The organism is Janibacter sp. HTCC2649 (assembly GCF_000152705.1).
Lineage (GTDB): Bacteria > Actinomycetota > Actinomycetes > Actinomycetales > Dermatophilaceae > Knoellia.
In genome coordinates, this window is sequence record NZ_CH672413.1 from 355,927 (window position 1) to 368,854 (window position 12,928).

10 protein-coding genes are annotated in these 12,928 nt (G+C 67.7%); 7 read left to right on the forward strand and 3 right to left on the reverse strand.

What is annotated here, in order from left to right; genetic code table 11:
* The first annotated feature begins 11 nt into the window (after positions 1-11).
* Entirely contained in the window at positions 12-707 is a 696-nt protein-coding gene (locus tag JNB_RS01760) for a DUF3159 domain-containing protein (protein WP_040883493.1), read from the forward strand.
* 183 nt (positions 708-890) lie between these two features.
* On the opposite strand, the gene JNB_RS01765 is transcribed toward JNB_RS01760, so the two are convergent.
* The gene (locus tag JNB_RS01765) at positions 891-1,577 is read right to left on the reverse strand and encodes a TrkA family potassium uptake protein (protein WP_009774675.1); all 687 of its coding nucleotides are present in this window, start codon (positions 1,575-1,577) and stop codon (positions 891-893) included.
* Between the two features lie 18 nt (positions 1,578-1,595).
* Entirely contained in the window at positions 1,596-2,258 is a 663-nt protein-coding gene (locus JNB_RS01770; RefSeq protein ID WP_009774676.1) for a TrkA family potassium uptake protein, read from the reverse strand.
* 64 nt (positions 2,259-2,322) lie between these two features.
* On the opposite strand from JNB_RS01770, the gene JNB_RS01775 reads away from it, so the two are divergent.
* The 6 genes from JNB_RS01775 (at position 2,323) to JNB_RS22210 (ending at position 12,312) form a co-directional block, all read left to right on the forward strand.
* Positions 2,323-4,332, forward strand: a complete 2,010-nt coding sequence (locus JNB_RS01775; RefSeq protein ID WP_040884081.1) for an amino acid permease — start codon at positions 2,323-2,325, stop codon at positions 4,330-4,332.
* The gene (locus JNB_RS01780) at positions 4,329-5,633 is read left to right on the forward strand and encodes a class I SAM-dependent RNA methyltransferase (RefSeq protein WP_009774678.1); all 1,305 of its coding nucleotides are present in this window, start codon (positions 4,329-4,331) and stop codon (positions 5,631-5,633) included. The genes JNB_RS01775 and JNB_RS01780 overlap by 4 nt, the downstream gene beginning before the upstream one ends.
* Positions 5,630-6,538 (forward strand): hypothetical protein, encoded by a 909-nt coding sequence (locus JNB_RS01785; protein WP_009774679.1) that lies wholly within the window; start codon positions 5,630-5,632, stop codon positions 6,536-6,538. Before JNB_RS01780 ends, JNB_RS01785 begins: the two co-directional genes overlap by 4 nt.
* Before the next feature lie 45 nt (positions 6,539-6,583).
* Positions 6,584-9,409 carry an aconitate hydratase AcnA gene (gene acnA, locus JNB_RS01790; RefSeq protein ID WP_009774680.1) on the forward strand — a complete coding sequence of 942 codons (2,826 nt, stop codon included), beginning with the start codon at positions 6,584-6,586 and terminating at the stop codon, positions 9,407-9,409.
* A gap of 318 nt (positions 9,410-9,727) precedes the next feature.
* Complete coding sequence (locus tag JNB_RS01795) at positions 9,728-10,666, forward strand: hypothetical protein (RefSeq protein WP_009774681.1); 939 nt, start codon at positions 9,728-9,730, stop codon at positions 10,664-10,666.
* Between the two features lie 98 nt (positions 10,667-10,764).
* Complete coding sequence (locus tag JNB_RS22210) at positions 10,765-12,312, forward strand: chaplin family protein (protein WP_158306112.1); 1,548 nt, start codon at positions 10,765-10,767, stop codon at positions 12,310-12,312.
* A gap of 80 nt (positions 12,313-12,392) precedes the next feature.
* Here the strand turns inward: JNB_RS22210 and JNB_RS01805 are convergent, their stop codons facing one another.
* Complete coding sequence (locus tag JNB_RS01805) at positions 12,393-12,920, reverse strand: DinB family protein (protein ID WP_009774683.1); 528 nt, start codon at positions 12,918-12,920, stop codon at positions 12,393-12,395.
* Positions 12,921-12,928 lie beyond the last annotated feature (8 nt).

Genomic DNA, 12,928 nt, shown 5'->3' on the forward strand with positions numbered 1-12,928 from the left:
CGAGCCCACACGTGAGTGCTGACGAGAAGTCGGCTGCCGAGACGGTCGAGGAGCTCATCCGCCACCGCCTGTCGGCCGCCCTCGGCGGTTGGCGTGGCTCGCTCGAGACGGCCCTGCCCACGATCGCGTTCATCGCGCTGTGGAGCTGGCGCCAGGACCTCAAGCTGGCCGTCTGGACGGCTGTTGGGGTCGCGGTGGTGCTCGCCGTGGTGCGCCTCGTGCAGCGCTCCAGCCTGCAGCACGTCTTCGGTGCAGTCATTGCCACTGGCCTGGCTGCCTTCTTCGCGATGCGCAGCGGCAAGGCCGAGGACGCCTTCCTGCCGGGCATGCTCATCTCCGGCGCCTACCTCGTCGGCACCCTCGTGTCGATCCTCGTGAAGTGGCCCGTCGTGGGCTTCCTCGTGGGGGCCGGCGACCCCCGGGTCGCCGAGGACCCCTTCGGGTGGCGACGTGACGCGGGCATGGTGCGCGTCTGCTCGCGCCTCACGTGGGTGCTCGTCGCGCTCTATGTCGTGCGGCTCTCGATCCAGGTCCCGCTCTACCTCGCAGCGCAGGTGGAGGCTCTCGGCGTCGCCAAGATCGTCCTGGGTTGGCCGCTGTGGCTCGGGGGAGTCGCCGTCATGGGCTGGCTGCTCGTGCGCGGCAACACGCCCCAACAGCTCGACGACACCAGCGACTTCGTGCCCGAGACGGACGAAACTCGCTGACGCTCGCTGTCCGTGTGGGGCACGAAGTCGAAGTCACGAGCGTCTTTGTGCCCGAGACGGACGAAACTCGCTGACGCTCGCTGTCCGTGCGGGGCACGAAGTGGAAGTCACAAGCGTCTTTGTGCCCGAGACGGACGAATCTCGCTGACGCTCGCTGTCCGTGTGAGGCACGAAGTCGAGGGCTCAGTCGTCGAGCTGACGCTTCTGACGCGCTCCGGGGCTGAGCATCGACTCGAGGTCTGACTCGCCGTCGGTGGTCGTGATGAAGAGCAGCTCGTCCAGCGGCTCGAGCGCGTCATCACGGCTCGGTGCGATCGGCGCGCCACCGCGGATGATCGCGGTCAGGACCGTGTCGGGAGGGAAGGCGATGTCACCGACGCGCGTGCCGGCATACGGGCTGCCCTCCGGCAACGTCATCTCGACCATCGCGGCACGACCCTGCTGGAACTCGAAGATGCGCACGAGGTCTCCGACCGAGACGGCCTCCTCGATGAGCGCGGTCATGAGTCGCGGCGTCGAGACGGCCACGTCGACGCCCCAGGCGTCGTCGAACATCCACTCGTTCTTGGGGTTGTTGACGCGAGCGACGGTGCGGGGAACGCCGAACTCGGTCTTGGCCAGCAGTGAGACGACCAGGTTGGCCTTGTCGTCACCCGTGGCGGCCACGACGACGTCGCAGTCGGCGACCCCGGCCTCGGTGAGGGCGCTGAGCTCACAGGCATCGGCCTGCAACCACGCTGCATCAGCGACCTTGGCGACTCGCTCGCCATCGGCATCACGGTCGATGAGGAGGAGCTGGTGTCCGTTGCGGATGAGCTCGCGGGCGATGGAACGACCCACACTGCCGGCTCCGGCGATGACGACGCGCATTGCTTGTGGTCCTTGCTGTCAGTTGGCCGGGGGAGCGGCGTCGAGGATCCGCTCGGCCTCAGCGAGGCGAGCACGGTCGAGTGCGAAGTGGACGAGGTCGCCGTCCTGGTGGACGGTGTCGCCCGTGGGGATGAGGCCCTCGCCCAGACGGGTGACGAAAGCGACGCGCCCGCCGACGATCTCCTCGAGGTCGAAGACCCTGCGGCCCACCCAGCCGGCGTTCACGGGCATCTCGGCGATGACCACACGGCCACTGGGGTCGGTGAACTCGGGGACGTGGCCCTGGGGGAGGAGGCGGCGCAGCACCTGGTCGCTCGTCCACTTGACGGTCGCGACCGTGGGGATGCCGAGGCGCTGGTAGATCTCGGCGCGGCCGGGGTCGTAGATGCGCGCGACGACGTTCTCGACGCCGAACTTCTCCCGCGCCACACGGGCGGCGAGGATGTTGGAGTTGTCACCGCTGGAGACGGCAGCGAAGGCGTAGGCATCGGCAATTCCCGCCTCTCGCAACGTATCCCGGTCAAAACCGAGACCGACGACACGCCGCCCCTCGAAGGACGCACCCAGTCGTCGGAAGGCCGACTCGTCCTGATCGATGATCGCAACCTCGTGGCCGGCTCGTTCAAGAGCTCTGGCCAGAGAGGCGCCGACGCGGCCGCAGCCCATGATGACGAAATGCACACTCCGACGCTACACCGGCGAACGTGTGCGCCGACGGGGTGCGCTGATGCATAGAGTGGCGCACGTGAGTTCCTCAGGTCGCGTGGTCAAACGCGTCATCCTCGGACGGGCCATGCGATCGGACCGCCTGGGTGAGACGTTGCTCCCCAAGCGCCTCGCCCTCCCCGTCTTTGCCAGCGACGCCCTCTCGTCCGTGGCGTATGCGCCCGACGAGATCCTGCTGACCCTCGGTCTGGCCGGAGGTGCGCTGGCGGCGACCCACTCCTGGCAGATCGCTCTCGGTGTCGTCATCGTCATGGCCGTCGTCGTCATGAGCTATCGCCAGAACGTCCACGCCTACCCGTCCGGCGGCGGCGACTACGAGGTGGCCAGCGTCAACCTCGGGCCCAAGGCTGGTCTCACCGTTGGCAGCGCGCTCCTCGTCGACTACGTCCTCACCGTCGCGGTGTCCGTGTCCTCCGGTGTGCAGAACGCCGCCTCGGCCTTCGAGTTCCTGCGTGGGCACGAGGTCGCGACGGCGGTGGCGCTCGTCGTCCTCCTGACCGCCATGAACCTGCGAGGCGTCCGCGAGTCGGGCAAGGCGTTCGCCGTGCCGACCTATCTCTTCATGATCACGATCATCGGGATGGGCGTCGTGGGCTTCTACCGGGAAGCCACCGGGACCCTCCCGCCCGCCGAGAGCGCGGCCTACGAACTCGCGCCGGAGCCCGGCATGGGTGCCCTGGGCACGGCCGCGATGGCCTTCCTGCTCCTGCGCGCCTTCTCGTCCGGCTGTGCCGCCCTCACGGGTGTCGAGGCGATCTCCAACGGCGTCCCGGCCTTCCAGAAGCCCAAGAGTCGCAACGCCGCGACGACCCTGCTGCTCATGGGCGCCATGTCGGTCACGATGCTCGCGTCGATGGTGGCGCTGGCCCGCTGGACCGATGTCAAGATCGCCGAGGATCCCGAGACCCAGCTCCTCAGCAACGGTGTGCCGATCGGCCAGGGGCATGTGCAGGACACGGTCATGGGGCAGGTGTCCAAGTCGGTCTTCGACGGGTTCCACCCCGGCGTCGTCCTCGTCTCGATCGTCACCGGCCTCATCCTCATCCTCGCGGCCAACACGGCGTTCAACGGCTTCCCGGTGCTCGCCTCGATCCTCGCCCGCGACGGCTTCCTCCCGCGCCAGCTGCACACCCGCGGCGACCGGCTCGCCTACTCCAACGGCATCCTCATCCTGGCCGGGGCCGCGGCGGGGCTGATCTGGCTCTACGACGCGCAGGTCACCAAGCTCATCCAGCTCTACATCGTGGGCGTCTTCGTGTCCTTCACGCTGAGCCAGGTGGGCATGATCCGACACTGGAACCGCCACTTGGCGGTCGAGCGCGACGGGCGCACCCGGGCCCGCATGCACCGCAGCCGCACCATCAACGGTGTCGGCGCGGTCATGTCCGGCCTGGTCCTCCTCGTGGTCCTCGCGACGAAGTTCATGCACGGTGCCGGCTACGCCATCGCCGCCATGGCCGTCCTCTTCTTCCTGATGATGCGGGTCCGCAAGCACTACGACCGGGTGCGTGACGAGCTGCGCGTCGACGAGTCGGACACCCAACAGCAGCTCCTGCCGTCACGAGTGCACGCCATCGTGCTCGTGTCCAAGATCCACAAGCCGACCCTGCGTGCGCTCGCCTACGCCAGGGCGACCCGTCCCTCGCTGCTCGAGGCCCTCACCGTCGATGTCGACCCCGAGGAGACCAAGGCCCTGCAGGCTGAGTGGGATCGGCGCGACATCCCCGTTCCCCTCAAGGCCCTCGACAGCCCCTACCGCGAGATCACCCGCCCCGTCGTCGACTACGTGAAGTCGATCCGGTCGGGCAACCCGCGCGACATCGTCGTCGTCTACATCCCCGAGTACGTCCTCGGTCACTGGTGGGAGCAGGCGCTGCACAACCAGAGCGCACTCCGCCTCAAGGGACGCCTTCTCTTCACGCCTGGCGTCATGGTGTCGAGCGTTCCCTGGCAGCTGGCGTCCTCCGCCGGTGCCGAGCAGCGCCTGGACGGGCCGGTTGCTGGTGACGTCCGCCGCGGTGAGGGATGAGCGAGTCGGCTGTGCCCGCCGCTGACGCCCTCGCGGTCGGTGACGAGGTCGTCGTCGAGTCCGGACCCATCGCCCACGGTGGCTTCGTCGTGGCTCGGCACGAGGGTCGGGTGCTGTTCGTCCGGCACACCCTCCCGGGTGAGAGCGTGCGGGTGCGCATCACCGAAGGCGGTCCGGGGGACCGTTTCCTGCGCGCCGACGCGGTCGAGGTCCTCGAGCCCTCACCGGCACGAGTCCAACCACCCTGCCCGTATGCCGGTCCCGGACTGTGCGGTGGCTGCGACTTCCAGCACGTCGACCTCGCTGAACAGCGCCGCCTCAAGGCCTCGGTCGTCATGGAGCAGTTGCAGCGACTCGCGCACGTCGAGCGTGAGGTCGTCGTCGAGCCCGTGCCCGGCGACGCCAACGGTCTGCGCTGGCGCAGTCGCACCGAGTTCGCCGTGGGTGCCGATGGTCGTGCAGGCATGCGTCGACACCGCAGCCATGACCTGTTGGCCATCGACGACTGCCTCATCGCCAGCGAGCGCGTCGTGGGCACCGGTGTGCTGCAGGGCCATTGGGTTGGTGAGAAGGCTGTCGACGTCGTCGCCCCCAGCAAGGGTGCTGCTGCCGTCGTGCGCATCCCATCAGACGAGAGCGTCGCGCCGGTCGTCACCGAAACGGTTGCAGCACAGTCGCTCTCACGTGACTTCGACGTCAGCGCGCGGGGCTTCTGGCAGGTCCATCCCGGTGCAGCAGCGACCTTCGTCGACGCCGTCATCGAGGGACTGCGCCCCCAGCCGGGCGAGCGCGGCCTCGATCTTTACGCCGGAGTCGGCGTCTTCACGTCCGCTCTCGCGCAGGCCGTGGGGGAGCGTGGACAGGTCATCGCCGTCGAGTCCGACGCCGTGGCTGTGGCTCAGGCCCGCCTCAACGTCGAGATGACACCGTGGGTCCAGTACGTCCAGGGTCGCGTCGACCACGTCTTCGGTGTCGAGTCGACCGGTCGCGTGGCCGGGTCACGCAAGGGTGGCAAGCGACGCGCCGCACCCCGCCGTCCCAACAGCGCCATGCCGCCGACGGCGGACGTCGTCGTCCTCGACCCGCCCCGCACCGGCGCCGGCAAGGCCGTCATCACCGCGGTCGTTGCCCTGGCGCCGCGTGCCCTCGCCTACGTCGCGTGTGACCCCGCAGCGCTCGCCCGCGACACGGCATACCTGATGGAGCGCGGCTACGCGCTCACGTCGTTGCGGGCCTTCGACGCCTTCCCGATGACGCACCACGTCGAGTGCGTCGCGATCTTCGAGCGCGACGAGACGTGACCTCCGCGGCCGGCGACACGGCATACCGGGTCCTTGATGCCGGGACCCGCGCCTTCTGGCGCGCCGTGGGTCGTCGCGTCGACCTCGACGGTGAGCATGCGTGGTTGCGGGCACCGGCCGCTGCCTCCGGGACGATCGGCGAGTCCTGGCTCGATGCGGCCGCCGACTCCATCTCCGGCTCGGTCGACCGCGGCGCAGGGGGAGGCCTCGTGCCCGACCTCAGCGCCCTCGACGGACCCGGCTTCGCGGCCGACTCGCTCGATCCGGCCGTGCGGCACTTCTACGAGCACACCGACGAGTGGACGATGGACGCCTGGTCGAGCTGGTCGCCGGTCTTCCAACCCGGTGGCCTCCTCGTCGAGCACCTCTTCGGGCGCCGCCTCCAACAACTCGCTCTGCCCGTCCAGCCGCTCGATGTCAGCCATGGGATCGACAGCGAGATCGTGGCGATCCGTGGTGCTGACGGCGTCCAGGTGTGGGCTGCCTGGTTGCGACGCCTTCGGCGCAGCGGCCAGTTCCTCTTCAGCGGTGCGTATGCCGTCCGTGCCGTTCCCGGGGCGGCTCGGGCCGGCATTCATGTCACCTTCCCGCTCGAGAACGGCAACGTCCAGGTCTTCCTGCGGCCCGAGGTGAGGGCCGACGGTGCCCTCGTCCTGACATCGACGAGGGGTCCCTTCGGCGGTCACGGTGCCTACGTCCTCGTTCACGGGCGAGGCGACGACGCGTGGGCGGCCAAGGTGCCGATCCACGAGGAGTTCATCGTCTTCGTCGACGAACGGGGAGACCTGCGCACCGACCACGAGCTCCGGTTCGGGCCGGCTCGCGCTCTGCGTCTCCACTACCGAATGCGGCGTGGGAAGGTTGGACAGGAAGGCCCCTCCACTAGTATCTTGACATCAAGATAATTGGTGGACCGACACACGCGATGACGCGGCGGAAGGAGCAGGCTCGTGACGAGCACTGACAGCTTCAAGGCACACGGCGAACTCCAGGTGGGCGACAACGCCTACGACATCTATCGCCTTTCGGCGGTCGAGGGGAGCGAGACGCTTCCCTACAGCCTCAAGGTCCTTCTCGAGAACCTCCTGCGGACCGAGGACGGCGCCAACATCACGGCCGACCACATCCGCGCCATCGGCGGCTGGGACGAGAACGCCGACCCCGACACCGAGATCCAGTTCACGCCGGCCCGCGTGATCATGCAGGACTTCACCGGCGTGCCCTGCGTCGTCGACCTCGCCACCATGCGCGAAGCCGTCGCCGACCTCGGTGGCAACCCCGAGAAGATCAACCCGCTCGCTCCCGCCGAGCTGGTCATCGACCACTCCGTCATCATCGACGTCTTCGGCCGCTCCGACGCCTTCGAGCGCAACGTCGAGATCGAGTACGAGCGCAACAACGAGCGCTACAAGTTCCTGCGCTGGGGCCAGACCGCGTTCGACGACTTCAAGGTCGTCCCACCGGGCACCGGCATCGTCCACCAGGTCAACATCGAGCACCTCGCCCGCACCGTCATGACCCGGACTGAAGATCGGGACGGCAACGCTGTCACAACTGCCTACCCCGACACCTGCGTCGGCACCGACAGCCACACGACCATGGTCAACGGCCTCGGCGTCCTCGGCTGGGGTGTCGGCGGCATCGAGGCCGAGGCAGCCATGCTCGGCCAGCCGGTCTCCATGCTCATCCCGCGCGTCGTCGGCTTCAAGCTCTCGGGCCAGATCCCCGACGGTGCCACTGCGACCGACGTCGTCCTCACGATCACCGAGACCCTGCGCAAGCACGGCGTCGTCGGCAAGTTCGTCGAGTTCTACGGTGAGGGCGTCTCGGCCGTGCCGCTCGCCAACCGCGCGACCATCGGCAACATGAGCCCCGAGTTCGGCTCGACCTGTGCGATCTTCCCGATCGACGAGGTCACGCTCGACTACCTGCGCCTCACCGGGCGTTCCGACGAGTCCGTCGCGCTCGTCGAGGCCTACGCCAAGGAACAGGGCATGTGGCTGCACGCCGGCCCCGACCAGCCGGAGGCCCGCTACTCCGAGCGCCTCGAGCTCGACCTCTCCACGGTCGTCCCCTCGATTGCCGGCCCGAAGCGTCCGCAGGACCGCATCGCGCTCACCGACGCGAAGGAGTCCTTCCGCAAGGTGCTCCCGACCTACGTGTCGCACGAGGAAGGCGCCGATGGCGCTGCCTCGTCCTTCCCGGCGAGCGACCCGACGCCCCAGGGTGCGGCCGACGGCCAGAACGGTGGCGACAAGCCGGCCGACTCCGGCTCCGGCAGCGACCGTCCGACCAAGAAGGTCGCGATCACGATCAATGGTCAGGCCACCGAGGTCGACCACGGCATCGTCGCGATCGCCTCGATCACGTCGTGCACCAACACGTCCAACCCCTCGGTGATGATGGCCGCGGCCATGCTCGCCAAGAACGCCGTCGAGAAGGGCCTCACGGTCGCCCCGTGGGTCAAGACCTCGATGGCGCCGGGCTCCAAGGTCGTCTCGGACTACTACGAGAAGGCCGGCATGTGGCCCTACCTCGAGAAGCTCGGGTTCCACCTCGTCGGCTATGGCTGCACGACCTGCATCGGCAACTCGGGCCCGATCATCGACGAGGTGAGCCAGGCCGTGAACGACAACGACCTCGCCGTCGTCTCCGTGCTGTCGGGCAACCGCAACTTCGAGGGGCGCATCAACCCCGACGTGAAGATGAACTACCTCGCGTCGCCGCCGCTCGTCATCGCCTATGCGCTCGCCGGGACGATGGACTTCGACTTCGCGACCGACTCGCTCGGCGTTGACAACACAGGCGCGGAGGTCTACTTGCGGGACCTGTGGCCGACGCCGCAGGACGTCGAGAACACGATCGCCACGTCGATCACCAAGGAGATGTTCACGACCGACTACGCCGACGTCTTCGCGGGTGACGAGCGTTGGCAGAGCCTGCCCACCCCCGAGGGCAACACCTTCGACTGGGATGCCGACTCGACCTACGTCCGCAAGCCTCCGTACTTCGACGGCATGAAGATGGAGACGACCCCGGTCACCGACATCGAGGGCGCGCGCGTCCTCGCCAAGCTCGGCGACTCGGTCACGACCGACCACATCAGCCCGGCCGGTTCGATCAAGGGCGACAGCCCCGCGGGTGTCTACCTCGCCGAGCATGGTGTCGAGCGCAAGGACTTCAACTCCTACGGCTCGCGTCGCGGCAACCACGAGGTCATGATTCGCGGCACGTTCGCCAACATCCGACTCAAGAACCTCCTGCTCGATGGCGTCGAGGGTGGCTTCACCCGCACCTTCATCGACACCCCCGAGGTCAAGGCCGGCGAGCAGTCGACGATCTACGACGCGTCGGCTGCCTACCAGGCCGCCGGGATCCCCCTCGTCATCCTGTCGGGCAAGGAGTACGGCTCCGGCTCCTCGCGTGACTGGGCCGCCAAGGGCACGGCACTCCTCGGGGTGCGCGCCGTCATCGCCGAGAGCTACGAGCGCATCCACCGCTCCAACCTCATCGGCATGGGTGTCATCCCGCTGCAGTACCCGCAGGGGCAGAACGCCGAGTCCCTCGGGCTCGACGGCACCGAGACCATCTCGATCTCGGGGATCACTGACCTCAACGAGGGCACGACCCCCAAGACGGTCAAGGTCTCCGCTGTGCGCGATGGTGGCACACCCGTGGAGTTCGATGCGGACGTCCGCATCGACACTCCCGGTGAGGCCGACTACTACCGCAACGGCGGCATCCTCCAGTACGTCCTGCGCTCCCTCGTGAAGTAACCCGACCACGTCGGAAAAACAACGACGCCGGTATGCCGTGAGCTCACGGCATACCGGCGTCTTTCGTTCGTCGTTGACGACGAGTGGGTGCCGCCACCGGACGACCTGATCCACCGGTGCGCCACGCCTGGTCACCGGCATGATCGACCAATAGCGCTGTGCCGCAGGCGAATTGGGACGAAACTGCAGGTCAGCGCCACGTGCTCGCGAGATTGAGCGCTTGGCGAAGATAGTCATATTGGGGGGTGTGCAACTAGTTCTGCGTGGGGTCAACTGGAGAGAAGCCGCAGCCGTGGCATTCAACAAAGGGGGTCTGACGTGGGGTTTCGTCCATCGTTCATCAGCCTTCCCAGGCTGCTGCTCGGTGCTGCCCTCGTCATCCTCGGGTTCTTCCTCGCGTCGTCGACGCAGGCCCATGCCGACGACCTCGGGCTCGTCAAGACGCTCGACACGGTCGTCGACACCGCGACCGACGCCACCACGCCAACAGACTCGTCGAGCACTCCGATCGCCAAGATCGTCGAGCAGCCGACCACAGCCGTCACGGATGTCAGCAAGGCCGTCGAGCCCACGATCACGACGTCGATTGAGGCCGTGAAGCCCGTCGTCAAGCCAGTGACGAAGTCGGTCACCAAGGTCGCCACCGCGACGACTTCGGTCACCTCGCAAGCCTCCTCCCTCGTCACGAAAACCACGGCCGAGGTCACGAACACCACCGCAACCGTTGTGCGAGCGGTCGAACCGCTGCTGCCCGTGAAGGTGGCGGTTGTTGAGCCCATCGTCGACGTTGTCGAAAGCGTTGTCCCCGTTGCCGATTCGGCACCAGTGCCAGTGATTCCGCTTCCCATTGCCGATGCCGGGAACGCCGTCGGACCCGACACGGCCGCGGCCCCGCTCGACGTGGTCGCCAGCTCCGCTGCCAACACCGACCAAGCGCGGACCTCCCGACCTGTCGCTGTCCCAGCATCAGGCTTCGCGTCTTCCCACCGTCCCGTCGCGAGCGCAACTTCCGCGCCGATGGGCGAGGCGACCCCTGCGCCAGCCCATCCGGGTGCGCCCGGCCCGGCACCCGCTCTGCCGGTCGGCGGGGCCCTCTCGGGGGCAGGTTCCACGGGAGGCTCCGGACCTTCCGGCGCCGACGTCGCGACGCCTCCCACCGTCCTCGTCGTGCCTGAGTCCCTCACTGCTGCAGTGCTGTCCAGCGCGGCACGTCCCCACACTGGTCCCTCGCTGGACCCGGGTAGCCGCCCTGATTGATGCCGCTCCGGCGCCTTGTCCAAGGCGCTGTCCGAGCAGTGCCCGCACCCGTGGGCTCATACGCATCAATCACGGAAGGAACGACCATGCACGCATCCATGAGACGAGGGCTTCAGATCGCCCTCGTAATCGGCGGAGGAGTTTTCTTTTCCGCCCAAGCACACGCTGACGACACCACAGGAGTCGGCAGCATCCTCGGCGGCAACCAGGCCGTCATCGCAGTTGAAGTTCCGGTGAACGTCGGTGGCAACGCCGTCTCAGTCATCGGTGACTCCACGAGCAAGGACGCTCACACCACGACGAGTTCAGGTGGAACCACCACTGCTCCCGCTGGGCACACCTCGACGTCGGGTGAGGACTCGGTCGGTGGAGGCAACCAGGTGGTGGCTCCGGTGAACGTTCCGGTGACCATTGGTGGGAACGCTGTCTCGGTCGTGGGTGACGCCAAGAGCAAGGGTGCTCACACCACGACGAGTTCTGGTGGAACCACGTCTGCTCCTGCTGGGCACACCTCGACCTCGGGTCAAGACTCGGTTGGCGGAGGCAACCAGGTGGTGGCTCCGGTGAAGGCTCCGGTGACCATCGGTGGCAACGCTGTCTCGGTCGTGGGTGACGCCAAGAGCAAGGGTGCTCACACCACGACGAGTTCTGGTGGAACCACCTCTGCTCCTGCTGGGCACACCTCGACCTCGGGTGAGGACTCGGTCGGTGGAGGCAACCAGGTGGTGGCTCCGGTGAACGTTCCGGTGACCGTTGGCGGCAACGCCATCTCGGTGATCGGTGACTCGAGCTCCAAGGACGCAAACACCTCGTCGTCGTCCACGGGTGGCTCCGCTGCTGGCGGGGACATCGTCACCTCGGGTGAGGACTCGATTCTGGGTGGCAACCAGATCATCGCGCCGATCGTGGCTCCGGTGACCGTTGGCGGCAACGCCATCTCGGTGATCGGTGACTCGAGCTCCAAGGACGCAAACACCTCGTCGTCGTCCACGGGTGGCTCCGCTGCTGGTGGAGACATCGTCACCTCGGGTGAGGACTCGATCCTTGGTGGCAACCAGATCATCGCGCCGATCGTGGCTCCGGTGACCATTGGCGGCAACGCCGTCTCGGTGATCGGTGACTCGAGCTCCAAGGACGCCGACACCTCGTCGTCCACGGGTGGCTCCGCTGTTGGTGGAGACATCGTCACGTCGGGTGAGGACTCGATCCTGGGTGGCAACCAGATCATCGCGCCGATCGTGGCTCCGGTGACCGTTGGCGGCAACGCCGTCTCGGTGATCGGTGACTCCACCACGGAGGGCAGTACGACCACTGGCGGCACCAACCCGCCGACCGTGCCCACCGACCCGAAGGACCCCGTGGACCCGATGGACCCCGTGGACCCGACGGATCCCGTGACGCCGACCAACCCCGTGGACCCGACGGATCCGGTGACGCCGACCAACCCCGGCGACACCACTCCGCCGGTCAGTCGCGACGTGGTCACCCGAACGGCGATCAGTGACCTGGCTGCCGCAGCGCCGTCGACCGCTGGTCTGGCCTACACCGGACTCGATGCGGCCGGCCTCTTGGGAGCAGCTCTGTTGTTGCTCGCACTGGGCGGCTTCCTCGTGGTGGGGACGCGACGCCGCACCATGGCGGTCTGAGGTCCACAAGGACTACCTCAAGGCCTGGCCAGCCGGGATCGGTGCGAACCCGCACCGATCCCGGCCGGACGGCCGTGGGGTCAGCCCATGGTCTTCTGGCCGTCGAGGGCCTCGCGGATGATGTCGGCGTGGCCCGAGTGCTGCGCGGTCTCGGCGACGATGTGCAGGATCGAACGCCGCGCACTGCGCACCGCGCCGTCCTCGAACCACGGAGCCTTGGGCAGGGGCTGGGTGGCACTGAGGTCAGGCAATGACTCGACGAGGGCGTCGGTGCGCGCGGCAACCTCTTCGTAGTCGGCGAGCAGGCCCGCGAGGGTCTCGCTCTCGGTCATGCGGTGGGAGTCCATGAAGGCAGCCACCTCGGGCGGAGGGTTGCTCCAGTCGATGTTCGCCCAGTCGACCTCGGGAGTCTCACGCGGCCCGTCAACGATGAACCTGGCCCACTCGGCCTCGGTCGCGCTGACGTGCTTGATGAGACCGCCCAACGTCAGCTCGCTGACGGTGGTGCGCTCTCGTGCCTGGTCGTCGGTGAGGTCCTGCGTGGTGAAGCGCAGGAACCGGCGGTGCTGTCGAAGGGACTCGATGAGATCGGAGCGTTCGGTGTCCATGCACCGAC

Coding starts and splice junctions, on each gene's coding strand:
- JNB_RS22210 (WP_158306112.1), top strand. CDS start 10,765: ATGAGACGAGGGCTTCAGATCGCCCTCGTAATCGGCGGAGGAGTTTTC.
- JNB_RS01805 (WP_009774683.1), bottom strand. CDS start 12,920: ATGGACACCGAACGCTCCGATCTCATCGAGTCCCTTCGACAGCACCGC.
- JNB_RS01780 (WP_009774678.1), top strand. CDS start 4,329: ATGAGCGAGTCGGCTGTGCCCGCCGCTGACGCCCTCGCGGTCGGTGAC.
- JNB_RS01765 (WP_009774675.1), bottom strand. CDS start 1,577: ATGCGCGTCGTCATCGCCGGAGCCGGCAGTGTGGGTCGTTCCATCGCC.